Annotated in this window: 25 protein-coding genes; 19 read left to right on the forward strand and 6 right to left on the reverse strand. The window is 49.0% G+C overall.

Features of this window, described 5'->3' with window-relative positions; translation table 11 throughout:
• The first annotated feature begins 31 nt into the window (after nt 1–31).
• From mreC to V2P20_RS08480, 12 genes are all read left to right on the forward strand, one after another.
• Complete coding sequence (gene mreC, locus V2P20_RS08425; protein ID WP_194969268.1) at nt 32–919, forward strand: rod shape-determining protein MreC; 888 nt, start codon at nt 32–34, stop codon at nt 917–919.
• Nucleotides 912–1,394 carry a rod shape-determining protein MreD gene (gene mreD, locus V2P20_RS08430; protein ID WP_194969198.1) on the forward strand — a complete coding sequence of 161 codons (483 nt, stop codon included), beginning with the start codon at nt 912–914 and terminating at the stop codon, nt 1,392–1,394. The genes mreC and mreD overlap by 8 nt, the downstream gene beginning before the upstream one ends.
• A gap of 17 nt (nt 1,395–1,411) precedes the next feature.
• A complete protein-coding gene (gene mrdA, locus V2P20_RS08435) occupies nt 1,412–3,256 on the forward strand; it encodes a penicillin-binding protein 2 (protein WP_331817773.1) in 1,845 nt (614 codons plus the stop codon).
• Nucleotides 3,246–4,376 (forward strand): rod shape-determining protein RodA, encoded by a 1,131-nt coding sequence (gene rodA, locus V2P20_RS08440; RefSeq protein WP_331817774.1) that lies wholly within the window; start codon nt 3,246–3,248, stop codon nt 4,374–4,376. The genes mrdA and rodA overlap by 11 nt, the downstream gene beginning before the upstream one ends.
• A complete protein-coding gene (gene mltB, locus V2P20_RS08445; protein WP_331817775.1) occupies nt 4,376–5,446 on the forward strand; it encodes a lytic murein transglycosylase B in 1,071 nt (356 codons plus the stop codon). Before rodA ends, mltB begins: the two co-directional genes overlap by 1 nt.
• On the forward strand, nt 5,364–5,948 hold the full coding sequence (locus tag V2P20_RS08450; protein ID WP_331817776.1) for a septal ring lytic transglycosylase RlpA family protein: 585 nt from the start codon (nt 5,364–5,366) through the stop codon (nt 5,946–5,948). Before mltB ends, V2P20_RS08450 begins: the two co-directional genes overlap by 83 nt.
• Nucleotides 5,949–6,207: 259 nt before the next feature.
• Nucleotides 6,208–7,374 carry a D-alanyl-D-alanine carboxypeptidase family protein gene (locus V2P20_RS08455; protein ID WP_331817777.1) on the forward strand — a complete coding sequence of 389 codons (1,167 nt, stop codon included), beginning with the start codon at nt 6,208–6,210 and terminating at the stop codon, nt 7,372–7,374.
• A complete protein-coding gene (locus V2P20_RS08460) occupies nt 7,374–8,219 on the forward strand; it encodes a D-amino acid aminotransferase (RefSeq protein WP_331817778.1) in 846 nt (281 codons plus the stop codon). Before V2P20_RS08455 ends, V2P20_RS08460 begins: the two co-directional genes overlap by 1 nt.
• Nucleotides 8,216–8,482, forward strand: a complete 267-nt coding sequence (locus V2P20_RS08465) for a DUF493 domain-containing protein (protein ID WP_331817779.1) — start codon at nt 8,216–8,218, stop codon at nt 8,480–8,482. The genes V2P20_RS08460 and V2P20_RS08465 overlap by 4 nt, the downstream gene beginning before the upstream one ends.
• Before the next feature lie 138 nt (nt 8,483–8,620).
• Entirely contained in the window at nt 8,621–9,229 is a 609-nt protein-coding gene (gene lipB / locus V2P20_RS08470) for a lipoyl(octanoyl) transferase LipB (RefSeq protein WP_331817780.1), read from the forward strand.
• Entirely contained in the window at nt 9,226–10,197 is a 972-nt protein-coding gene (gene lipA, locus V2P20_RS08475; protein WP_331817781.1) for a lipoyl synthase, read from the forward strand. The genes lipB and lipA overlap by 4 nt, the downstream gene beginning before the upstream one ends.
• A 382-nt stretch (nt 10,198–10,579) precedes the next feature.
• Nucleotides 10,580–11,476, forward strand: coding sequence for an alpha/beta fold hydrolase (locus V2P20_RS08480; protein ID WP_331817782.1), 897 nt, complete (start codon nt 10,580–10,582; stop codon nt 11,474–11,476).
• Between the two features lie 70 nt (nt 11,477–11,546).
• Here the strand turns inward: V2P20_RS08480 and groL are convergent, their stop codons facing one another.
• On the reverse strand, nt 11,547–13,196 hold the full coding sequence (gene groL, locus V2P20_RS08485; RefSeq protein ID WP_194969209.1) for a chaperonin GroEL: 1,650 nt from the start codon (nt 13,194–13,196) through the stop codon (nt 11,547–11,549).
• Between the two features lie 55 nt (nt 13,197–13,251).
• A complete protein-coding gene (gene groES, locus V2P20_RS08490; protein ID WP_268118373.1) occupies nt 13,252–13,539 on the reverse strand; it encodes a co-chaperone GroES in 288 nt (95 codons plus the stop codon).
• Between the two features lie 142 nt (nt 13,540–13,681).
• Between groES and V2P20_RS08495 the strand changes: the two genes are divergently transcribed.
• Nucleotides 13,682–14,428, forward strand: a complete 747-nt coding sequence (locus V2P20_RS08495) for a molybdopterin-synthase adenylyltransferase MoeB (protein WP_331817834.1) — start codon at nt 13,682–13,684, stop codon at nt 14,426–14,428.
• Between the two features lie 64 nt (nt 14,429–14,492).
• Here the strand turns inward: V2P20_RS08495 and V2P20_RS08500 are convergent, their stop codons facing one another.
• Complete coding sequence (locus V2P20_RS08500) at nt 14,493–14,699, reverse strand: hypothetical protein (RefSeq protein ID WP_331817783.1); 207 nt, start codon at nt 14,697–14,699, stop codon at nt 14,493–14,495.
• Between the two features lie 270 nt (nt 14,700–14,969).
• Here V2P20_RS08500 and pqqA point away from each other — a divergent pair, with 270 nt between their 5' ends.
• The 5 genes from pqqA to pqqE all read left to right on the forward strand — a co-directional run bounded on the left by pqqA (nt 14,970) and on the right by pqqE (nt 18,333).
• Nucleotides 14,970–15,044, forward strand: a complete 75-nt coding sequence (pqqA, locus tag V2P20_RS08505; protein WP_006892363.1) for a pyrroloquinoline quinone precursor peptide PqqA — start codon at nt 14,970–14,972, stop codon at nt 15,042–15,044.
• A 114-nt stretch (nt 15,045–15,158) separates the two neighbouring features.
• On the forward strand, nt 15,159–16,070 hold the full coding sequence (gene pqqB, locus V2P20_RS08510; RefSeq protein ID WP_194969212.1) for a pyrroloquinoline quinone biosynthesis protein PqqB: 912 nt from the start codon (nt 15,159–15,161) through the stop codon (nt 16,068–16,070).
• 10 nt (nt 16,071–16,080) lie between these two features.
• Nucleotides 16,081–16,812: a pyrroloquinoline-quinone synthase PqqC gene (pqqC, locus tag V2P20_RS08515; RefSeq protein ID WP_331817784.1), complete on the forward strand. Its 732-nt coding sequence runs from the start codon at nt 16,081–16,083 to the stop codon at nt 16,810–16,812.
• Nucleotides 16,813–16,955: 143 nt separating this feature from the next.
• Nucleotides 16,956–17,228, forward strand: coding sequence for a pyrroloquinoline quinone biosynthesis peptide chaperone PqqD (pqqD, locus tag V2P20_RS08520; RefSeq protein ID WP_331817785.1), 273 nt, complete (start codon nt 16,956–16,958; stop codon nt 17,226–17,228).
• Nucleotides 17,206–18,333: a pyrroloquinoline quinone biosynthesis protein PqqE gene (pqqE, locus tag V2P20_RS08525; protein ID WP_331817786.1), complete on the forward strand. Its 1,128-nt coding sequence runs from the start codon at nt 17,206–17,208 to the stop codon at nt 18,331–18,333. The genes pqqD and pqqE overlap by 23 nt, the downstream gene beginning before the upstream one ends.
• Before the next feature lie 82 nt (nt 18,334–18,415).
• On the opposite strand, the gene V2P20_RS08530 is transcribed toward pqqE, so the two are convergent.
• The 3 genes from V2P20_RS08530 to V2P20_RS08540 form a co-directional block, all read right to left on the reverse strand.
• The gene (locus V2P20_RS08530; protein WP_331817787.1) at nt 18,416–18,988 is read right to left on the reverse strand and encodes a UbiX family flavin prenyltransferase; all 573 of its coding nucleotides are present in this window, start codon (nt 18,986–18,988) and stop codon (nt 18,416–18,418) included.
• Nucleotides 18,981–19,952, reverse strand: a complete 972-nt coding sequence (gene pip, locus V2P20_RS08535) for a prolyl aminopeptidase (RefSeq protein ID WP_331817788.1) — start codon at nt 19,950–19,952, stop codon at nt 18,981–18,983. Before pip ends, V2P20_RS08530 begins: the two co-directional genes overlap by 8 nt.
• Before the next feature lie 178 nt (nt 19,953–20,130).
• Nucleotides 20,131–21,027, reverse strand: a complete 897-nt coding sequence (locus V2P20_RS08540) for a porin family protein (protein ID WP_331817789.1) — start codon at nt 21,025–21,027, stop codon at nt 20,131–20,133.
• Nucleotides 21,028–21,356: 329 nt separating this feature from the next.
• Between V2P20_RS08540 and thiO the strand changes: the two genes are divergently transcribed.
• Complete coding sequence (thiO, locus tag V2P20_RS08545; RefSeq protein ID WP_331817790.1) at nt 21,357–22,454, forward strand: glycine oxidase ThiO; 1,098 nt, start codon at nt 21,357–21,359, stop codon at nt 22,452–22,454.
• The last annotated feature ends 37 nt before the right edge of the window (nt 22,455–22,491 follow it).

A 22,491-nucleotide genomic window follows, 5' to 3' on the forward strand; every position in this document is an offset into this window, starting at 1 on the left:
GCGCTAGGAGCAATTGCCGAGGAAATCCGCCATCAAACTTTTATTTGCCACCGGTCCATCGATTAATACCCGCCTGCTAGTGGCAGTAATCGCCTCTATCGCCCTGCTAGCGACGGAACAGACCAGCATCCGACTGGACCCGCTTCGCGCCACATTATCGTTTTTTATCGACCCAATAAAATATCTGGTCAATTTGCCTTCCACGCTGATCGAGCAGACTTCCGACTCCATCAGCTCTTACACCGCCTTAAAAAAAGAAAATGAAAGATTGCGCGAAGAGCAACTTATCCAACAAACACGGCTACTGAAATTTGCCGCGCTGGAAAAAGAAAATATCCGGCTACGCGCATTGCTGGAGAACTCATTCAAACTCGGCGAACAGGTGCTGGTTGCAGAATTGCTGTCGATCAACATGGATCCTTATGAACACATCGTGCAGGTCAACAAAGGGACTCGCTTCGGCGTTCATCCTCAGCAGCCCGTGCTTGACGCCAACGGCGTTGTCGGACAGGTCATTCGGAGCCTGCCGCTCAGCTCTGAGATCATGTTGATTACCGATCCGAATCATGCCATTCCGGTTCAGGTAAATCGAAACGGCTTGCTGACCATTGCAGTCGGCAGCGGCCAAATGAACCGGCTTAACCTGCCCTACTTGCCGAACAATGCCGATATCCAACCTGGCGACTTATTGATCACATCCGGCTTGGGCGGCACTTTTCCGCAAGGCTATCCTGTCGCGGTTGTGGATGAATTTACACCGGAGCCCAATAAACCTTTCGCCAGCATTACCGCAACACCTAAAGCCATGCTGAACCGGAACAGGGAACTGATGATTGTCTGGAGCAATACCACGCCCATTCCTTTAACCTCACCACAAAAAGCGAACGACAAGAAAACCGAGACACCTGCCGATGAATAACTACTATGGCTTTGGCCGAATTATTTTGACCATAGTCTTGGCGATGTGCTTAAGAATTGCCCCCATGCCGGACATGATGGCGGCCATTAATCCCGACTGGGTGCTGCTGTCTCTCATCTATTGGTCGCTTGCCGTGCCGGAGCGAGTTGGCATATTCCATGCCTGGGCTTTTGGTTTGCTTACCGATGTGTTGATGGGCAAGTTATTCGGCCAATATGCATTGGCTTATTCGCTCGTTATTTATCTTTGCCTCAAGCTTCATAAGCGGCTGCGCCAATACCCTTTGATTCAACAGGGGCTGTTTATCTTTTTCTGCCTGCTGTTATCCCAGTTGCTGCTGTTCTGGATAAAAAATCTCCAGCACCCTTCCCAGCTTCATCCATCCTTCTGGCTTCCCGTTATTACTGGCACATTATGCTGGCCTTTGGTTTATACGATGCTACGCTTTATCCGTCTGTCACGACGCGCTAAGTAAAACAATTCGCTGCTGTCATGTCCCGTACATATATTATTAAAGATAACTCAGTAGAAAATCGCCTGTTCCTCAACCGCATCATCGTCGCATTCGTTATCATCTTACTATTAACTTCCGCCCTGATTGTCCGTTTGGTCTATCTGCAAATTGTCGGCCATGAGCATTATTCAAGCCTGGCAAAAGACAACAGCATTAAAATCAAGCCCTTAGTACCGACTCGAGGCATGATTTATGATCGCAATGGAAAGATTCTGGCCGAGAACATGCCTTCTTATAGCCTTGAGCTAATCCCTGAACAGATCAAAGACCTCGATGACACATTGAAGCGCTTACAAAAACTGCTCAATATCCCCGACGAAAAAGTCCAGCAGTACCATAAACAGCGTAAACGGGAAAAACGCTTCGCCAGCACCCCGCTGCTGATGAACATGACCGAAGAAGAACTTGCCAAGTTTGCCGTCGCCCGGCCTTTTTTCCCCGGCGTTGACATTCAGGTTCATCTGGCCCGACATTATCCCTATGCCGAGTTGGCCTCTCATGTTGTCGGCTATGTGGGACGCATCAACGAAACCGAACTCAAGACATTGCCGATGGCTGAATATCAGGGCTCAAGCCATATCGGCAAAATAGGCATAGAAAGCAGCTATGAAACGCAACTTCATGGCAAAACAGGGTATGCGGAAATCGAAACCAACGCCCAGGCACGCGCCATCCGAACGGTCAATGCCGTGGAGCCGACACCTGGCGCCAATCTCTACCTTACGCTGGATATTGATCTCCAGAAAACCGCCTACGACGCACTGGACATCTATAACGGCGCCGTTGTTGCGATTGATGTCAAAACGGGCGGCGTGCTGGTATTCGCCAGCCGTCCCGGCTTCGACCCCAATCCGTTTGTTGTCGGCATCAGCAATGACGCCTACCAGGCGCTGAATTCATCCGACAGTCGACCGCTCTACAATCGTGCACTGCGCGGCCTGTATCCGCCCGGCTCGACACTGAAGCCATTTGTTGGCCTGGCAGGACTTGAATATAACGCAATAGGCACACAGCACAGAATTTTCTGTCCTGGATTTTATCAACTGCCTGGCGTCAGCCACCGCTACCGGGACTGGAAAAAGTGGGGCCACGGCTCGGTTAATTTAAACGATGCTATCATGCAGTCCTGCGACGTCTATTTTTATAGCCTGGCCTCTGCTTTAGGCATAGATAACATGCATGACTTTTTGCAGCAGTTCGGCTTTGGCGAGAAAACCGGCATCGATCTGGTCGGGGAAAAAGCGGGCTTGATGCCGTCCCGTGACTGGAAACGCCGACAAAGAAATCAGTCCTGGTATCCTGGGGAGACGATAATCACCGGCATCGGCCAGGGTTTTACCCAGGTAACGCCATTGCAGCTTGCCAGAGCCATGGCGACACTGGCCAATAAAGGCAATATTGTCACACCGTTTCTGGTGGACAAAATCGTCAATGCCGATAGCACGACGCATGGCCCCGAAGTCCATAAAGGCACCCTGCCGGTTAAGCAGGAAAACATCAATAGTATTCTCACCGCCATGGTCAACGTGGTCCATGGCGAACGCGGGACCGCCAAGATCATCGGCAGGAACATTAATTATCAAATTGGCGGAAAAACGGGGACCGCGCAGGTTTTCAACATTAAACAGGACGCCAAATACAACGAAAATGAAATCGAATTCAAACTGCGCGATCACGCGTTGTTTATTGCTTTTGCACCGGCCGATGATCCCAAAATTGCAGTGGCGGTCATTGCTGAAAACGGCGGTCATGGCGGCTCGGTCGCAGCGCCTATCGCCGGAAAAGTCATTAAGCAATATTTAGAGAGCGACAATGAGAACTGAAACCCGCAGAGAACAATTCGAACCGCCTTCAGCTTTAGGCAATCTGCTCAGAAAACTGCACATCGATGTGCCCTTGTTTATCACGCTTTTCCTCGCGGCAATGGTCAGTTTCGTGATTCTTTACAGCGCCGGCAGCCAGGATATGGGAGTACTGATACGCCAAGCGGCTCGGGTCGGGCTGGCCTTTGGCTTGATGACATTGCTGGCTCATGTCAATCCTTATCAGTTTAAACGCTATTCGGCCGTGCTGTTTAGCCTGGGCATCTTGCTGCTCATCGCCGTACTGATCATGGGACAGATCGGTAAAGGCGCGCAACGCTGGCTGGACCTGGGCTTTTTTCGCTTCCAGCCGTCGGAAATGATCAAAATCACGACGCCCATGATGATTGCCTGGTATCTGTCCGAACACTCGCTGCCTCCCAAATGGAAACAACTCTGCATAGCCGCCGTTCTGATCGTAGTTCCGACCTTATTGATCGCCAAACAGCCGGATCTGGGGACGGCTCTGCTGGTAGCCAGTTCTGGCGCCGGCGTGCTGTTTTTTGCCGGTCTTTCCTGGCTTTTCATCCTGGCTATTATTGCTATACTAGCTTCTCTGGCGCCTATCGTCTGGCACCTGATGCACGACTATCAACGCGACCGGGTGCTGACTTTCCTAAATCCCGAAGCCGATCCGATGGGCAGAGGCTATCATATTATTCAATCGAAAATAGCTATCGGCTCGGGCGGCATCTACGGCAAGGGTTGGCTGGGCAGTACGCAGTCGGAACTGGATTTCCTGCCGGAAAGTTCGACTGACTTTATTTTTGCCGTATTTGCCGAGGAATTCGGCCTTTTCGGCTGCGTGGGTCTATTGATTTTGTACCTGCTCATTATTGGCCGCTGCCTGTATATCGCCTCGCAGGCCCAAGATACCTACAGCCGATTACTGGCCGGCAGCCTGTCCTTCACTTTTTTCGTGTACGTGTTCGTCAACATCGGCATGGTCATAGGTATTCTGCCTGTCGTAGGCGTTCCGTTACCGTTAATCAGTTACGGCGGCACCTCGATAGTGACCTTGCTGGCCGGATTCGGTATCCTGATGTCCATTCATACGCATAGAAAACTTTTGCCGAACTGATGAAATTAAAAACCATGTTAGGCCGCATTCTGCTAAGCGGCCTCTGTTTAACTGCCGTCTCATGCACCTCCAATATTAAGGAAACGGACCGCATGGATGCCTTCATCCAGCAGATGGTCGCAACGCATCAATTCGACGAATCCGAACTTAATGAGCTGTTTCGGTCAGTCCAGATAAAGGAAAACATACTTAAAACCATTTCGAAGCCGGCCGAAGGGTTGCCCTGGCATAAATATCGCAACATATTTCTGACCGAATCCCGCATCAACGGCGGAGTGAAATTCTGGCGGGAAAATACACAAGCCCTGGCCGCCGCCGAACAGCAATATGGCGTTCCGGCGGCAGTTATTGTCGCCATCATAGGGGTTGAAACCCTGTATGGGCAAAATACCGGCAACCACCGCGTCATCGACGCGCTATCTACCCTGGCGTTTGCCTATCCGCCGCGCAGCCAATTCTTTCTCGGCGAACTGGAAAACTTTCTGCTGCTGTGCCGCGATGAACATATGAATCCTCTTGAGCCAACCGGCTCTTATGCCGGCGCCATGGGCATACCGCAGTTTATGCCCAGCAGTTTCAGAACCTATGCCGTCGATTTTGATCACGATAATCGCCGCGATATCTGGCATAACAACAACGATGTCATCGCCAGTATCGCCAATTATTTTGCCCGGCATCAATGGCAGCCGGGCCAGGCAATCGCTTTTCCGGTTAAAGCCAAAGGCGAAAAGTATAAGGCCATCCTCAAGCCCGACCTTAAGCCCGATTTAACTATTGCAGAGTTACAATCCTTTGACGTTGATATATCAGCATCATTACCTATAAACAGCAAGATAAAACTTCTTGCCTTTGAACAAGAACAAAATAAAGAACTCTGGGCTGCTTTAGACAATTTTTATGTGATCACGCGTTACAATCACAGCCCTTTATATGCAATGGCGGTTTACCAGTTAAGCCAGGCCATTTCAAACAAAAAGGCTTCAATATATGAAGAAAATCATAATCCCCGTTTCCTTTTTCATTCTGACCAGCTGCGCTACGGAACAGATAGAAAAAATCCAGATCTCTAAAGTCGAGTTGGCTTCTAGATCTATCACTGACTCATGGTTTAATCCCTTATCAAAGGATGAGCAAAAGAGCGCCGCTTCAAAGCGGACATCCCAACAAGAAAATCTATCATCCGGGATTACCCATTATCTGAAAAAAGGCGTTGCTTCATGGTATGGCCCCCGCTTTCATGGCAAAAAAACCGCTAACGGTGAAATATTCGACATGTACGCCATGACTGCTGCCTCGAAAACACTGCCGATTCCATCGTATGCCCGCGTCACCAACCTGGAAAACAAGCGCAGCGTCATTGTCCGCATTAATGATCGGGGACCTTATCACGGCAACAGAGTATTGGATCTGTCCTATATAGCAGCCAAAAAATTGGGAATTCATAAAACTGGAACCGGGATGGTTGAAATCAAGCCGTTAGCGCCTGAACAGGCGTTGTCACAACAGCGAGCCGCTGCAACAAAGCAGAAAGATCAGGCCTATTTGCAAGTAGGTGCTTTAGATAACCCTTAAAAAAGCGAAGAAGTTATAAAAAATTACTGCTCATAGCTTGCTTCAGCCTAAAATTTTGTTCTCTACCCTATAAAAAATCCATTCTTTATAAAGTTTAGATGGCCCTATAAACTCAGCTATGAGTGTGAACAAGCTGAATGGGCAATTGGCAAAAAATTGGCGTAAAAGATACTCAAATTTGTCACAGAAACCAGACAAAATTAAAAAATCACATGGTACAATAAGGCTACGATTTAGCCAGCCCTAGCCCTTACTTATCATGATGTTTTTAAAAAGTTATTTCCGCTTCTACTTTGTTATATTTTTGGGTTTACTGCTTGCCGCTTTCCAGGCAAATTCAGCCGATGAGGACATTGCAACCCCGGCTGCGCCTACTGTTGCTGCAAGCGCTTATATTTTGCAGGATTTTGCCACGGGCAGAGTACTGGCGGAAAGCAACGCTGACGCCAAGGTAGCCCCGGCCAGTCTCACCAAAATCATGACCGTCTATGTGGCCTTCCGGGAACTCAGCAACGGCCACCTGCATCTCGACGACAAAGCCACTATCAGCCAAAAAGCCTGGCAGACTTCCGGCTCGCGCATGTTTCTTGAAGTCAATAATCAGGTATCTATTGAAGACTTGCTGCATGGCATAATCATTCAATCAGGCAATGATGCCAGCGTCGCTTTAGCCGAACATATAGGCGGCAATGAGACGACATTCGCCGACATGATGAATCAGCATGCGGCACGCCTGGGCATGGTCAATACCCATTTCGTCAACAGCGACGGACTGCCTGCCCCGGATCATTACACAACGGCACGCGATCTTGCGACGCTGACCCGCGCTCTAATCAAGGAATTTCCCGAGTACTACCGCTGGTTTTCACAGAAGGAATTTACTTATAACAAGATCACGCAGCAAAATCGCAATAAATTGCTCTGGCGCGATGCAACAGTGGATGGTGTTAAAACCGGCTTTACCGATGATGCCGGCTATTGCCTCGTCGCTTCTGCATTAAGGGATAATATGCGATTGATCTCTGTCGTGATGGGGACGTCGAGTTCTAATGTCAGAGCTAACGAAAATCAAAACCTGCTTAATTACGGATTCCGCTTTTTTGAATCGCACCGGCTCTATCAGGCCAAAACGCCTATAACCGAAGCGAGAATATGGAGAGGCGACAGCAAAAATGTGTCCCTCGGTCTGACAGAAGATCTTTTTGCTACGGTTCCACGCCATCACTATAAAGACCTGAAAGCGGTCATGAATGTCGATAAAAACATTACCGCGCCAGTAAAAGAAGGCGAAAAATTCGGCACTGTAACAGTCTCGCTGGCAAATGAAGTGATTACCACTAAAGATCTGGTAGTGCTTAAAGCCGTGGAGAAGGGCAATATTCTTCAAAGAATCTACGATCAAGCTCTACTGTTAATGGAAAAATAATGGAAAATAAAACGGTTTATTTAAACGGCCAATACCTGCCTCTCAGTGAAGCAAAAATATCGGTTATGGACCGTGGTTTTTTGTTCGGCGACGGCATCTACGAAGTCATCCCGGCCTATCACGGCCAGTTATTCCGCTTCCAGGAGCACATGGAACGACTGGAAAACAGCCTTAGCAATATCCGCCTGCCCAATCCTCACAGCCGCGAGCAGTGGCTGAAGATTCTGACAGAACTGCTGAGCCCTAGCGGGGATCAATATATTTATCTGCAGGTTACGCGCGGCGTTGCGCCTAAAAGAGACCATGCGTTTCCGGAAAAGGCCGAGCCTACCGTTTTCGCCATGTGTTCAAATATAGTGCCGTTTGAAGGGCGGGAGACCGGCGTCAAGGCAATCAGCCTGGATGACAGCCGTTGGGAGCTGTGTCATGTCAAAGCGACCACGCTGCTGGCTAACATCCTTCTTAGGCAACAGGCTGTTGAACAAGGCTGCGCCGAGGCTGTCTTAGTCAATAAAGACGGCTATGTGACCGAAGGCGCGGCAAGCAATATTTTCGCGGTGATCGATGGCATCCTGATTACTCCGCCCAAAAGCTGCGAAATATTGCCGGGAATTACCCGCGATGTCATTCTGGAAATCGCACAGCAAAACAACATTCCTTTCAGAGAGGAAATTATTGCCTTGGAAGCTTTAAAAAATGCCAGCGAGATCTGGTTAACCAGTTCCACGCGTGAAATCATACCGGTTGTAGAGTTTGACTCCCATAAAGTGGCAGACGGCAGGCCCGGTCCGGTATGGCAGAACATGAATCGGCTTTTCCAAGCTTATAAGCAGTCCCTGTCATGAGCGAAGAACAATCCCTTTTAGAATTTCCCTGCCAATTTGCTATCAAAGTAATGGGCAGAACCAGCCCCGAGCTTGATGTGCTGATCGTGGAAATTATCCGTCGCCACAGTCCTGACCTCAGAGAAGGCGCAGTGACATCGCGTCCCAGCAAGGGCGGCAATTACACCGCCATCACTGTAACGGTAGAGGCGTTCAGCCGGGAACAGCTGGATGCCATCTATCAGGATTTGACGGCCAGCCCGCATGTTTTGATGGCATTGTAAGCTGGCATAGCATGGCTCAATGCTTTGCTCACAACTCCGTCCAGGCAACACTTTTAGCCACAAAGACGCAGAGAAAAACGGTTGGCACTCTACTATACGGGATTCTCTGCCTCTCTGGCGAAAGCCTAACTTAGCGCCATGCAGATAACGATACGAAACCTGGGGTTGCAACATTACGAGACGACGTGGCAGGCTATGCAGCAGTTCACGCTGGATCGTACCGAGGAAACGATCGATGAGATATGGGTCGTGGAGCATTTTCCCGTTTATACACTGGGCATAAACGGCAAGCCCGAGCACCTGCTCGATGCAGGCACCATCCCCGTCATTCATTCCGACCGGGGCGGTCAAATTACTTATCACGGCCCAGGGCAATTGGTCGTTTATACATTGCTGGACATTAAACGGCTAAAAATAGGCGTCCGGCAATTGGTGACGATTCTGGAGCAAGCCATAATCGATACTTTGGCGGGCTATGGCATTACTGCGTTTGCCAGAGCCGATGCGCCCGGCGTCTACGTGGACGGCAAAAAAATCGGTTCGCTCGGCATACGGATCAAGAAAAACTGCAGCTATCACGGCCTAAGCTTCAATAACCAGATGGATTTGAGTCCTTTTGACTCCATCAATACTTGCGGCTATCCTGAACTGGAAGTGACCCAATTGGCTGATCTGGGCGTCACCGTCAACAATTCCGAACTCGCCATCCCTGTTATTCAGGCTATAACCACGGCTATACAAAAATGACTCATCAAGCGCCTTCCCGCTCCACGCCCGAATCGCACCAACGCAATGCTGAAAAACTGGCAAGGATTCCGATCAAAGTCGAGCCGGTCCAGACTCCTCTGCGCAAACCCGAATGGATACGCATGAAAATATCGGCCAGCGAGGAAGTCAGCCGGGTAAAACAGCTATTGCGCCAGAACCAGCTGCATACGGTCTGCGAGGAAGCCGCCTGCCCCAATCTCTCCGAGTGCTTTCAGCACGGTACAGCGACCTTCATGATCATGGGTGATTTATGCACGCGCCGCTGCCCGTTCTGCGATGTTGCCCACGGCAAACCATTGGCGCTCGACAAAGAAGAGCCCCAACATCTGGCTCAGGCGGTTCAGGCATTGGCCTTGAAATATGTCGTCATCACTTCGGTAAATCGGGACGATCTGAAAGACGGCGGCGCTGGCCACTTTGCTGACTGTATTGGCGCGATTCGGCAATTGATTCCCACAACCAAAATCGAAATTCTGGTGCCTGACTTTCGCGGCCGCATGGATAAAGCCGTTGAAATATTGGCCGGACAGCCCTGTGATGTCTTCAACCATAACCTGGAAACGGTTCCCAGGCTGTACCAGCAGGCTCGCCCCGGCGCCGACTATTCAGGTTCATTGCAATTGCTTCAAAAATATAGCGATGCTCAGCCTCAGACCCCTACCAAATCCGGACTGATGCTCGGCCTTGGAGAGGAGCCTCATGAAGTCCATCAGGTCATGAAAGATTTACTGGATCACGGCTGCTCCATGCTGACCCTGGGCCAATACCTGCAGCCCAGCAAAGCCCATTTGCCGGTCAAGCGCTATATTACTCCGGAACAATTTGAGGAATATGCCGTTATGGCAAAGGCATTGGGCTTTAAACAAGTTGCCAGCGCACCATTAGTCAGGTCGTCTTATCACGCTGACGCGCAAGCCAAGGCTATTATAAATGTGCCAACTGACTAACTGTCCCGCATAATCGCTTCATCATCTGTACTCACAATAGTGACTCCCGGCCACAGAGCGGCCTGTCAAACCACTTCCTGGCGCTGCCTGGGTAAATTTTCCACTCCACAGATAGCGCTGAAACCAGCCTATCTCGCGTCTTATTCAACAACAGCTTGAGCTATTGCTCATTGATACTCATCTGGATCATAGCAATTTTTTTGCTGAGATAGACCCAAGTCTGGAAATCACACTCAGCCGACTATTTTGCTCATTATTGGGAACCAGTTAGCTTGCCTTTGAATCGAAAAATGTAGACGGCTTCTCTCTTTCTCAATTGGGTCTGGATCATAATTTCGCTATGAAAGCTTCAGGCCCAGTAATCCTACAGGTATTGCTTCTGATGGCTATCAAAAGAGTATCTAAAATCATCAGCCTCATTATTTTCTCATACACGCTGCAAGCTTGTTCCGGCCTGATGTTTTACCCGGATAAAGCATTAGTCAGAACGCCTGCAAAGCTAGGGCTCGCCTATCAGGATGTTCAGTTGGAAGCCAAGGACGGCCTGAAAATATACGGCTGGCTTTTACCTGCGCAAGGCGAGTTGAAAGGCAGTATCTATTTTCTGCACGGCAATGCCCAAAACATCAGCACCCATGTGCAGAACGTAGCGTGGCTGCCGCAGCATGGTTATCAGGTTTTCCTAATTGATTACAGAGGCTTTGGCCGATCGGATGGCGCCCCTCGTCTGCCGGAAGTTTTTTGGGATATTGAAGCGGGCTTCAATTGGCTGCTGGATCATGCCGACCATAAACCCATTTTTTTGCTGGGCCAAAGCATAGGCGCCAGCCTGGGCATCTACTTTGCTGCAACCAATCCAAAAGCTAAACGGCATCTTGCCGGTATTGTCAGTGATTCGGCATTCAGCAGTTATTTTGAAATCGTTCGTCATGTGTCCGCCTCAAACTGGCTCAGCTGGCCATTCCAGTATCCTGCAGCGGCCATGATGGACTATCCCTATAACCCGATTGATGTCATTGCCGATATCGCGCCCGTTCCATTATTGCTGGCTCATGGCAGCCAAGATTCAATCGTGCCTTTTTCGCAAGGACAAAAACTTTATCAGGCAGCAAGACAGCCCAAAATAATGGTCCAATCGGAAGCCGGTCATGACCAGACTTTTCATCTTCAAAATAATCGCTTGAGCTTATTGAATTTTCTACAACAACATCATTTAGCTCAGAAAGGACTTCCTAACCCGATCGCAGAGCCTGAAGCCGACCTTTCGCGAAAACTCTAGTTATAAAAAAGCCCCGGCTATTAAAAACAGCCGGGGCTTGCTTAAAGCGACAGGCTTTAAGACAGCATGATTACATCATGCCGCCCATACCGCCCATGCCACCCATGCCGCCCATATCCGGCATGCCATGGCCTTTTTCTTCAACCGGCGCATCAGCAACCATGACTTCCGTAGTAATAATCAGACTTGCAATAGAAGCAGCATTTTGCAGCGCAAAACGGGTTACTTTAGCCGGGTCCAGAATACCCATTTCGATCATATCGCCGTACTGGGCAGTTGCTGCGTTATAACCGTAGTTACCTGTGCCTTTAGCAACCTCGTTCAGCACCACAGACGATTCATCACCGGCGTTGGCAACGATTTGACGTAACGGCTCTTCCATTGCACGGCGCAGAATGTTGATGCCAACGTCCTGATCGTGGTTGACGCCTTTCAGACCTTCCAGGGCTTTCAATGCGCGAACCAGAGCGGTACCGCCGCCTGCAACGACGCCTTCTTCAACCGCTGCACGGGTAGAGTGCAGCGCATCTTCAACGCGTGCTTTTTTCTCTTTCATTTCAACTTCAGTCGCCGCACCGACTTTAATAACAGCAACGCCACCGGCTAATTTAGCCAGACGCTCTTGCAATTTTTCTCTATCATAATCGGAAGTGGCTTCTTCAGCCTGTTTGCGAATTTGCGCAATTCGGCCTTTGATGCTTTCTTCAGAACCCGCGCCATCAATAACCGTGGTGTTTTCTTTGCCGACTTGTACTTTTTTAGCAGTACCTAACAAGTCGAGTTCCGCTTTTTCCAGAGACAGACCGACTTCTTCAGAAATCACAGTACCACCTGTCAGAACAGCAATATCTTCCAACATGGCTTTACGACGATCACCGAAGCCCGGCGCTTTAACCGCAGCAACTTTAACGATGCCACGAATCGTGTTGACCACCAGAGTCGCCAACGCTTCGCCTTCCACATCTTCAGCGATGATCAATAATGGACGGCCGGATTTCGCAACGCCTTCCAGTACCGGTAACATGTCGCGGATGTTGGAGATTTTTTTGTCGTACAGCAGGATGAACGGATTGTCCAGTTCAGCGCTCATGCTGTCCTGGTTGTTGATGAAGTAAGGAGACAGGTAACCGCGGTCGAACTGCATGCCTTCTACGACATCCAGCTGGTTGTCCAGACCTGAACCTTCTTCAACAGTGATTACGCCTTCTTTGCCGACTTTTTCCATCGCTTCAGCAATGATCTGGCCTACAGACTCGTCAGAGTTTGCAGAGATAGTACCCACTTGCGCAATGGCTTTGTTATCTGTGCAAGGCGCAGCTGAAGCTACTATAGACTCAACTGCTTTAGATACAGCCAAATCGATACCGCGTTTCAGATCCATTGGATTCATGCCGGCGGCAACAGCTTTCAGACCTTCATTAACGATAGCTTGGGCCAATACAGTCGCAGTGGTTGTACCGTCGCCGGCTACATCGGAAGTTTTTGAAGCTACTTCCTTAACCATTTGCGCGCCCATGTTTTCGAATTTGTCTTTCAACTCGATTTCTTTCGCAACCGATACACCGTCTTTAGTAATGGTCGGTGCACCGAAGCTTTTGTCCAGTACCGCATTGCGGCCTTTAGGGCCCAATGTTACTTTTACTGCGTTTGCTAAAATGTTAACGCCTCTCACCATGCGGCTACGCGCGTCATCGCCAAATAATACGTCTTTTGCTGCCATTTTTATTCCTTAATTTGTTATGTTAAAAATGATTGTGATTAAGTAAGACTCGGGCTTAAGCTAAAACGCCCATGATGTCTTCTTCACGCATAACGATAAGCTCTTCACCGTCAACTTTAACTTCGTTGCCGGCATATTTGCCAAACAGTACTTTATCGCCGACTTTAACATCCAATGGACGAACATCGCCGTTATCCAGCACTTTACCGTTACCTACGGCCAAAACCACGCCTTGGCTTGGTTTTTCTGCCGCAGAGCCAGGCAGAACAATACCACCTGCGGTGGTTGTTTCCTCTTCAACACGTTTAACAATCACTCTATCGTGTAACGGACGTATTTTCATTAATGTCTCCTAACAGTTAAATATAAAAGGTTAATCCAGTTGTTAGCACTCTCTGGCAATGAGTGCTAATAATAATCAGCTTTTGCAGACTGTCAAGTTCTTTGGCATCATCTCTTATCCTTATACGGAAACCACACGACTAATGAATGACAACCAACTATTACGCTATAGCCGTCAAATCATGCTGCCTCAAATTGATATTGAAGGGCAGCAAAAACTCCTGGAAGCCAGGATACTGATTATTGGCGCCGGAGGCCTTGGATCTCCCGCGTCAATCTATCTTGCCGCTGCCGGTGTCGGTAGCATCACAATTTATGATGATGATGAAGTAGACTTGTCCAATCTACAAAGGCAAATTGCTCATCACACCAGCGATATAGGGATTGATAAAGTAATTTCAACCCAGCGGACACTTAAAAATCTAAATCCGGAAATAAACGTGCAGGCTATTAAAAAGCGGCTGGAAGGTGATCAGCTCGAAAAAGCTGTGGTGTCGGCCGATGTAGTACTGGATTGCTCTGATAATTTCTCAACGCGTTTTGCCATTAACAACGCCTGCGTCAAACACAAAACCCCGCTGGTATCAGGTGCAGCCATACGCTTTGAAGGCCAAGTAGCCGCATTTACGCCGGGCAAGAATGACAGCCCTTGCTACAACTGTCTGTATCGTAACGACGGTGAGGAGCAACAGACCTGCTCAACCAATGGCGTGATAGCGCCTATTACGGGCATTATCGGCAGCATTCAAGCGCTGGAAGCCATGAAGCTGATTATGAATATCGGGGAAACGCTGACCGGCCGGTTACTGTTGGTCGACGGCTATACAATGGAATTTAACACCATGAAATTGCGAAAAAACCCTAACTGCCCGACCTGCAGTGCTGTCTGAATTTTATGGCTGGAGAAGGACTTTCCGGACCTCCAGGAGCATCCGGAAAGTCCAAAATGAAATATTATTTTTTGCTAAGCAACCCCTTAGCTAAACTAATTGCTCTCTCCGCTAGATCATTTATCACAGACGGGCTGTCGCCATGCGGTTCGGTTTCACCGAAAGGCTTGGCGTTTTTCTGCGAAAACTTGTAAATGAAATAACCCAATGGCGCAAAAGAAAACGCCGCAAGAATAATCATGCCCAAAAACAGCACAATGACTCCACTCATAACACCTCCTCATGATTTTATCAATATCTATTATTATTTTTAGGTGAAATTGGATAATACTCTCTTACAAGAAAAAAACACCCCGAACAAATCAATTAAAAATCTGACGAATTTAATTGTTTTTTATCGGTTTCAACCAATGATTGAATTCCGTAGGAGACAAACGCCTCCCGCCAAAAGTTGCGTAAAAAAACGGTTCATCGTATACTTCGGGCCAGCTTACTTGATCAAGCTAGCCTATAACATAAAAAACTTCTGGAGGTTAATACGATGAAATGGGAAACACCAAGTTACACAGACCTGCGTTTCGGTTTCGAAGTAACAATGTATATCTATAACCGTTAATCCATTCGGTTCAGAGTAAAAAGGGGCTTCGCATGAGCCCCTTTTTTTTGCCTGCTTGTCTTTATTCCCGTATCATTCGTTTCTTCACAGCTTTTTTCAAATACCGTCCAAACTATGAAAATCAGAGTTTTAGGTTCAGGCGCTGGCGGCGGTTTTCCTCAATGGAACTGCAATTGCCATAATTGTCACCGCTTGCGCCACAATCAAATGAACGGCAAAGCCCGCACCCAATCATCCATTGCCGTAAGCACCGATAACAGAAACTGGCTACTGTTCAATACCTCGCCCGATATTCGCGCGCAATTGGAAGCCTTCCCTGCCATCCAGCCTAAAGAAGGCATCCGCGATACCGGCATCAAAGCTATTATGCTGATCGACAGCCAGATTGATCACACCACTGGCCTGCTCATGCTTAGAGAAGGCAAGCCGCTGGAAGTCTATTGTACCGATATGGTCAAACAGGACCTGACCACAGGCTTTCCTTTGTTCAACATGTTGGCTGATTACTGCACCGTCAATCATCATCCGGTTCCCGTCGACGGCAGCAGCTTCACCATTCCGGGCATTGATGACTTACGTTTTTACACTCAGGCTTTAAAAAGCAAAGCACCCCCTTACTCGCCGCATCGGCATGACCCGCACGAAGGCGACAATATCGGCGTTATTGTCGAGCAGATCTCCACTGGCAAAAAATTATTTTATTCTCCAGGCTTGGGCGAAATCGAACCGCATGTCATGGCCGCCATGCAAGCTGCGGACTGCCTGATGGTGGACGGCACATTCTGGACAGAGGACGAAATGTGCACGCAAAATATCAGCCTTAAAAAAGCGCGTGAAATCGGCCACTTGCCTCAATCCGGCCCGGGCGGCATGATAGAAGTGTTAAGCGGCGTCAAAAAAGCCCGCAAAATATTGATCCATATCAACAACACGAATCCGATACTGGACGAAGATTCCGAGCCTCGCAAAATGCTCGATGCGGCCGGCATTGAGGTCGCTTACGACGGATTAGAAATTGATTTATAGAAGGTACATTATGAGCTGCTCTGACAATCAAGCGTGGACCAAAGAAGAGTTTGAAGCCCAACTGCGGGGCATGGAAAGGTATTACCACATTCATCACCCTTATCACACCCTGATGAATGAAGGCAAACTCACTAAAGAACAACTGCAAGGCTGGGTTGCCAACCGTTATTATTACCAGGTCTGCATTCCCATTAAAGACGCCAATATTTTAGCAAACTGCCCGGACCGCGAGACACGCGCACTCTGGGTTCAGCGCATTCTGGACCATGACGGCCACCCTGGCGATCCAGGCGGCATCGAGGCTTGGGTACAACTGGGCATAGCGGTCGGCTTGACGCGCGAAGAAATCACCTCGCAAAAATATGTCCTGCCGGGAGTTCGTTTTGCTGTCGATGCCTATGTGAACTTTGCACGCAGAGCTGAATGGCATGAAGCGGCCAGCTCATCGCTGACTGAGCTGTTTGCGCCCAAAATTCATCAGCAACGCCTCGACAACTGGCCTGAGCATTATCCCTGGGTAGAAAAAGAAGGTTATACCTATTTCCGCAAGCGCCTGACAGAAGCGCGGCGCGATGTCGAGCATGGTTTGGCAATCACGTTGGACTGGTATAAAACCCGCGAGCAACAAGAACGCATGATCCAAATCCTGAAGTTTAAACTGGATGTGCTCTGGACCATGGCCGATGCGATGTATATGGCCTACATTAATAATATGCCGCCATACTATAATATTGAAGCATAAGAGCTATTAACTTATTTTCACCGCAGAGGCACAGAAAAAGCACTTAATGTTGAAAATTCTGTGTCCTCTGCGGCTCTTTCAGGGTAATGACGAGATAATTTCCCATTCTCCTTCTCGTGACCCATCGCTACCGAACGATCATAATGACTATCAATCCCGATCTCCTTTTCAAGTTTTCGCCCCTGCACAGATTGCAATGGGAAGAAGCTCAGCAGAAAGATGTTATTCTCTATCCGGAAGGCATGGTGGAACTTAACCAGAGTTCTGCGGAAATACTGAAATTGTGCGACGGCACGCGCAATCTCACCCAAATCGTAGCCGAACTGGAACAGAAATTCGCCACGACGGGTCTTACCAAAGATATCACTACTTTTCTGGAAGTCGCTTTAAAAAATGGCTGGATTCAACAAAACTAAGATTACGCCGCCCCGCTGGCTGCTGGCGGAACTCACTTATGCCTGTCCGCTGCAATGCCCTTACTGCTCCAATCCGATCGATTACGCGAAGCATCAGTCCGAACTGGCGACGGAAGACTGGAAACGCGTACTGACGCAGGCTCGCAAAATGGGCGCGGTGCAGTTGGGCTTTTCGGGCGGCGAACCGCTGACTCGCAAAGACCTTACCGAACTGGTCAGGCATGCGCGGGAACTGGGCTATTATTCCAACTTGATCACTTCCGGCTACGGATTGTCCGAAGAAAAAATCATCCAGCTTAAGGAAGCGGGGCTCGATCATATCCAGGTCAGCATTCAGGCCAGTACGCAGGAATTGAGCGACCATCTGGCCGGCACGGAGTCCTATCAGCATAAGAGAGAAGTCGCGCGCCTGGTCAAGAAGCACGGCTATCCGATGGTGCTGTGCGTGGTCATCCATCGTGAAAATATCCATCAAATGCCGCAGATACTGGAGATGGCCGAAGAACTCGGCGCTGACTACCTGGAACTGGCCAATACACAATATTACGGCTGGGCGCATGTCAACCGTGACTTACTGTTGCCTACCAAAGAACAGTTCGAGCAGGCCGAACAAATCGCCCAGGCTTTTAAAGAAAAAGTCGCCGGCAAAATGAAAATCTACTATGTGGTACCGGATTTTTACGAAGATCGCCCCAAAGCCTGCATGAATGGCTGGGGCACGACATTCCTGACTATCGCCCCGGATGGCGTCGCGCTGCCTTGCCATTCCGCGCGCGAACTGCCGGGCCTTGATTGCCCTAATGTCAAAGAGCACAGCATCGAGCAGATCTGGAACGAATCGAAAGCGTTCAATTTCTTCCGCGGCTTTGAATGGATGAAAGAGCCCTGCCGCAGTTGCGATGAGAAAGAAAAAGACTTCGGCGGCTGTCGCTGTCAGGCCTATCTGTTATCGGGCGACATGTACAATGCCGATCCGGTCTGCAGCAAATCGCCGGACCATGCCGTCATTCAAAAGGCAATCGATTCGGCCAGAGTCAGCGCCTTATCCGCTGATGAGAAACCGCTGATTTTCCGTAACAGCAAAAACTCGCGGATCTTGTCGTAAAAAACTGCACATTGTAGGGGCGCTTTAGGCGAAGACGCCCCCACAGGCTTGCATAAGTCCTGACTATTAATCTGCTTTAAAGCTACAGCCCCTGCCAGGGCTCATACAATCCCTCCACATTGACGCCAAACATATCCAGCACCCGGCCCACGGCTTCATCAACCATCGCCGCCATCGAATCCGTTTTGCTATAAAAAGCCGGCATCGGCGGAAAGATAATGCCACCCATTTCGGTCACAACAGCCATATTGCGTATATGCACCAGATTCAGCGGTGTTTCCCTGGGCATGACCACAAGCCGCCGCCGCTCTTTTAATACCACATCGGCCCCGCGCGAGATCAGGTTGTCGCCAAAACCATGCGCGACCGCAGCCAGCGTTTTCATCGAACAGGGCGCAATAACCATGCCTTCCGTTTTAAAGCCGCCGCTGGCGATACTGGCGGCAATATCATCGATGCCATGCGTCACATCGGCCAGCTCATACAATTCCGATCGTCCCATATCCAGCTCGTGCTTCAGATTCACGAGACCGGCTGATGAAATCACCAGATGTGTTTCCCAATCTTCCTGTTGCTGCAATACCTGCAGCATTCTTACGCCGTAGATCGCGCCGGTGGCGCCGGTCATGGCGATAATCAAACGTTTTTTATTCATGTCCGTTCAGTTTAAAGACCTGCTTCTCAGCAAACTTATCGGTCGCGGAAACCAGCGCATCGATCATTTCTTCGCCCTGAGCGACATGCCCGGCATTGGGCAGGACGATATATTCAGCCTCAGGCAATGCCTGATGCAGCCTCATGCCGGCCTCCATAGGGCATACCAAGTCATTACGGCCATGAATGATCACGGTTGGAATCGGGTGCAACCTGTCACAGTTTTCCAGAATCTGGTTCTCGCGAATAAAATAGCGGTTATGAGCATAATGCATTTCCATGCTCACCTGTTTGACCATTTTTTCCGTAACATGATCGGTTTCATGATTAGGTCGATAATCCGCGCCTAGCGCCACCTGCCCGCTCCAGGCCATCCATTCCTTTGTGACACGGCGTTTTGCTACCTCATCATCACCCCATAATGCATCGCATATCCCTTGTATCGGATTTGTAAGGCTCGGCTCGGGGATACTTTCAAGCAGATGCTGCCATTGCTCGGGATAAATCAACCCTGCGCCTGATTTGGCGAACCAATCCAGATCTTGCTGTCTTGCCAGAAACACGCCGCGGATTATCATGCCCATCACTTTATCGACATGCTGCTGGGCATACAGCAATGCCAGCGCGCCGCCCCAGGAACCGCCAAACAACAGCCATTGATCAATGCTAAGCCGTTTGCGGATACGCTCCATGTCATCGATTAAATCCTGTGTAGTATTGCCTTCCAGTTCGCCGAACGGCAAAGACTGGCCGCAGCCGCGTTGGTCAAAAAGGATAATGCGGTATTTTTCAGGATTAAAAAAACGCCGGTGATCGGGTTTGGTGCCCGAACACGGTCCACCATGCAAAAAAATCACGGGCAGACCGTCTGGATTGCCGGATTGTTCTACATAAATGGAATGCTTACCGCCTGTGTCCAAAAAAAATGTTTGGTAAGGCAGGATTTCAGGATAAAGAAATTTCATGGCATATAGCATTAACTTGGCTCGGCTTCTGCAGTGCAGAAACCGGAAAAAATGCTATTTTACCTTGAGCGCTTCATCTTGCGCTTATTTTTATCCATGCATAAAAAAAGGGAGGGGTAATTCCCCTCCCTTTAACCCTTCCGGATGCTTTTATCAGACTAACTTTTAAGCGTCTAGCTTAGAAGCCCAGGCCAATGTAACCGCCGGCGGTATAACCATCTGTATTTACGCCGTCAGCAGCGCCACCAGTTAAGTGATAGCGGGCATCAGCACCGATATAAATGTCTTTCCAGATTTTGTAATCCGCACCACCGCCGAACATCAAGCCTGGGTTCAGTACGGTAATAGACTCAGATGGTGGGCTCACAACGTGCAGGCCTAAACCGATAGGAATTATCCAAGGTCTGAAAGCACTATCTTTCATGAATTTGATTTTAGGCGCCGCTGTCAATGTCAACTGGTTAACTGTAACGCTACGAGGTGTACCAGCTGCAACTAAAGCAGTTGGGTTCTGAGCTATACCGTTGCCAGCAACATGACCACCAAACTCTTTGTATTCGAACATCAACTCAGCCAGCACTTGAGTATTGTCCATCATACCCCAGACATCGTCAGTCAAGCTGAAGTCAAAACCGGCGCCGATATACCATGCATCGGTGTCAGCCTGATCTTGTGCAACAATAGGCACTACATTGCTTTGAATGGAAACACCGTTTCTGGCTTGATCAGAGTGAGCAAAACCGCCACGGAAGAACAAAGTGTTATCGTGGTGTTCTTTTTCTGCCGGCAGAGCTTTCTGAGATGCCATCCATTGATCCAGTTCCTGAACCTTTGCTGAATCTTCAGAAGGACGGGCTGCTTCAGATCTGACGCGATCCAGTTCAGCCTGCATGGACTGCATCATCTGTTGCATCTGGTTCATTTGGGCCTCTAACGCCTCAGTTCTGCTGTTGGCGCTCTCAGCAACACGCTGAGCTTTAGAGTGAGCGGCTGCCTGTGGAGAAACCAGAGCACCCGCCATAGTTAAAGTTGCTGTAGCAATACCCAGCGCTAATTTAGTTTTTGTAAATGTCATTGTTCCCCCTCGTGAGGTGGTTGTTATTTCTTATTAAATTTGCCTTCTTACAACAAAGCCTTTTTCACAGCCTAAATATAGCAGTAAAACTGATTCCCTACAAGTTTTAACGTCATTTTTTTAATAAATAAAAATCCTTAAAAATCAAAAACTAATAAAAAAAAATTTATTTTATTTATTGTTTTGTCTGTAAAAAGCAACAGATTTGTCCAAATGTATCCTCTTAAGTTCGAGTTAATTTTCTACTGTGCTGCGCAATTTTTTGGGTAAGTTATAATGCAAACATTTCTCGTCAGAAGCATTTTTGCTTCTCTATATACTTTTACCTTATGAACAAAATCACGGATATTACTATTATAGGCGGCGGTGTTATCGGCCTTTTAACAGCTCGCGAGTTTTTCCACGCCGGCGCTACAGTGACCGTTATCGAAAAAAACCGGATCGGTCAGGAATCCTCATGGGCTGGCGGAGGAATTTTGCTGCCGCTTTATCCATGGCGCCAGTCGGATGCGATTACGCGCCTGATCATACAAAGCCTGAGCTTGTATCCTGTGCTGGCTTCGCAACTGAAAGCCGAAACCCAGATAGACCCGGAATGGAATCCATGCGGGCTGCTGATGACAAAAAATCCTGATATTACAGCCGCCACCGACTGGTGCCGCACTAATAGCGTCCGTTTTGAACCAGCCAGCGCCGATTTTTTTAATCTGATCAATACGCAGCCTGAGAATCCGCTCTGGCTGCCTGATATTGCGCAGGCACGCAACCCCCGTCTGGTCAAATCATTAAGACAGGATCTGATCAACAAAGGCGTCCGCCTGATTGAGCAGTGCGAGCTGAAAAACGTTACCCTGGAACAAAACCGCATTACCGCCATCGCCACCAGCGCCGGCCAGTTCGCCGTCAATCAATTGATTATTTGCGCAGGCGCCTGGACCGGACAACTGTTTCGGCAGTTTTTTCCGTCTATTGGCCATGCGCCTAAAATCGCGCCTGTCAAAGGCCAAATGCTGCTGTTCGACGCCAAGCCGGACACGCTACCCTATATGGTGCTGGACGAAGACCAATACCTGATTCCGCGCCTGGACGGAAAAATCCTGGCGGGCAGCACCGTGGAACAGGATGACTTCAACAAAACCACGACGATGGAAGCCAGAAATCGGTTGGAAAGCTTCGCAATAAACTTGCTACCCGCACTTGAAAAGTATCCAGTGATAAACCATTGGGCCGGCTTAAGGCCGGGCACTGAGCATGGCATACCCTATATCGATAAACACCCTGAAATCGTCAATTTAAGCCTGAATGCCGGCCATTTCAGGAACGGACTGGCGATGGGGCCGGCATCGGCGCAACTGATGGTCGACCTGATCCTGGATCGGCCTGCAGCCGTATCGCCAGGGCCTTACAAATTATCGAGCCCGCATTAACCAACCGATCATTCTACGGATTTTTATTAAACCTATT

Origin of the sequence: Methylobacter sp. Wu1, from assembly GCF_036553575.1 — a bacterium.
In the GTDB taxonomy this organism is placed as follows: Bacteria; Pseudomonadota; Gammaproteobacteria; order Methylococcales; family Methylomonadaceae; genus Methylobacter.

Excerpts from the sequence above, each read along its gene's own strand:
- mreD (WP_194969198.1), top strand. The coding sequence starts at position 912 with ATGAATAACTACTATGGCTTTGGCCGAATTATTTTGACCATAGTCTTG.
- mrdA (WP_331817773.1), top strand. The coding sequence starts at position 1,412 with ATGTCCCGTACATATATTATTAAAGATAACTCAGTAGAAAATCGCCTG.
- rodA (WP_331817774.1), top strand. The coding sequence starts at position 3,246 with ATGAGAACTGAAACCCGCAGAGAACAATTCGAACCGCCTTCAGCTTTA.
- mltB (WP_331817775.1), top strand. The coding sequence starts at position 4,376 with ATGAAATTAAAAACCATGTTAGGCCGCATTCTGCTAAGCGGCCTCTGT.
- V2P20_RS08450 (WP_331817776.1), top strand. The coding sequence starts at position 5,364 with ATGAAGAAAATCATAATCCCCGTTTCCTTTTTCATTCTGACCAGCTGC.
- V2P20_RS08455 (WP_331817777.1), top strand. The coding sequence starts at position 6,208 with ATGATGTTTTTAAAAAGTTATTTCCGCTTCTACTTTGTTATATTTTTG.
- V2P20_RS08460 (WP_331817778.1), top strand. The coding sequence starts at position 7,374 with ATGGAAAATAAAACGGTTTATTTAAACGGCCAATACCTGCCTCTCAGT.
- V2P20_RS08465 (WP_331817779.1), top strand. The coding sequence starts at position 8,216 with ATGAGCGAAGAACAATCCCTTTTAGAATTTCCCTGCCAATTTGCTATC.
- lipB (WP_331817780.1), top strand. The coding sequence starts at position 8,621 with ATGCAGATAACGATACGAAACCTGGGGTTGCAACATTACGAGACGACG.
- lipA (WP_331817781.1), top strand. The coding sequence starts at position 9,226 with ATGACTCATCAAGCGCCTTCCCGCTCCACGCCCGAATCGCACCAACGC.
- V2P20_RS08480 (WP_331817782.1), top strand. The coding sequence starts at position 10,580 with ATGGCTATCAAAAGAGTATCTAAAATCATCAGCCTCATTATTTTCTCA.
- groL (WP_194969209.1), bottom strand. The coding sequence starts at position 13,196 with ATGGCAGCAAAAGACGTATTATTTGGCGATGACGCGCGTAGCCGCATG.
- groES (WP_268118373.1), bottom strand. The coding sequence starts at position 13,539 with ATGAAAATACGTCCGTTACACGATAGAGTGATTGTTAAACGTGTTGAA.
- V2P20_RS08495 (WP_331817834.1), top strand. The coding sequence starts at position 13,682 with ATGAATGACAACCAACTATTACGCTATAGCCGTCAAATCATGCTGCCT.
- V2P20_RS08500 (WP_331817783.1), bottom strand. The coding sequence starts at position 14,699 with ATGAGTGGAGTCATTGTGCTGTTTTTGGGCATGATTATTCTTGCGGCG.
- pqqB (WP_194969212.1), top strand. The coding sequence starts at position 15,159 with ATGAAAATCAGAGTTTTAGGTTCAGGCGCTGGCGGCGGTTTTCCTCAA.
- pqqC (WP_331817784.1), top strand. The coding sequence starts at position 16,081 with ATGAGCTGCTCTGACAATCAAGCGTGGACCAAAGAAGAGTTTGAAGCC.
- pqqD (WP_331817785.1), top strand. The coding sequence starts at position 16,956 with ATGACTATCAATCCCGATCTCCTTTTCAAGTTTTCGCCCCTGCACAGA.
- pqqE (WP_331817786.1), top strand. The coding sequence starts at position 17,206 with ATGGCTGGATTCAACAAAACTAAGATTACGCCGCCCCGCTGGCTGCTG.
- V2P20_RS08530 (WP_331817787.1), bottom strand. The coding sequence starts at position 18,988 with ATGAATAAAAAACGTTTGATTATCGCCATGACCGGCGCCACCGGCGCG.
- pip (WP_331817788.1), bottom strand. The coding sequence starts at position 19,952 with ATGAAATTTCTTTATCCTGAAATCCTGCCTTACCAAACATTTTTTTTG.
- V2P20_RS08540 (WP_331817789.1), bottom strand. The coding sequence starts at position 21,027 with ATGACATTTACAAAAACTAAATTAGCGCTGGGTATTGCTACAGCAACT.
- thiO (WP_331817790.1), top strand. The coding sequence starts at position 21,357 with ATGAACAAAATCACGGATATTACTATTATAGGCGGCGGTGTTATCGGC.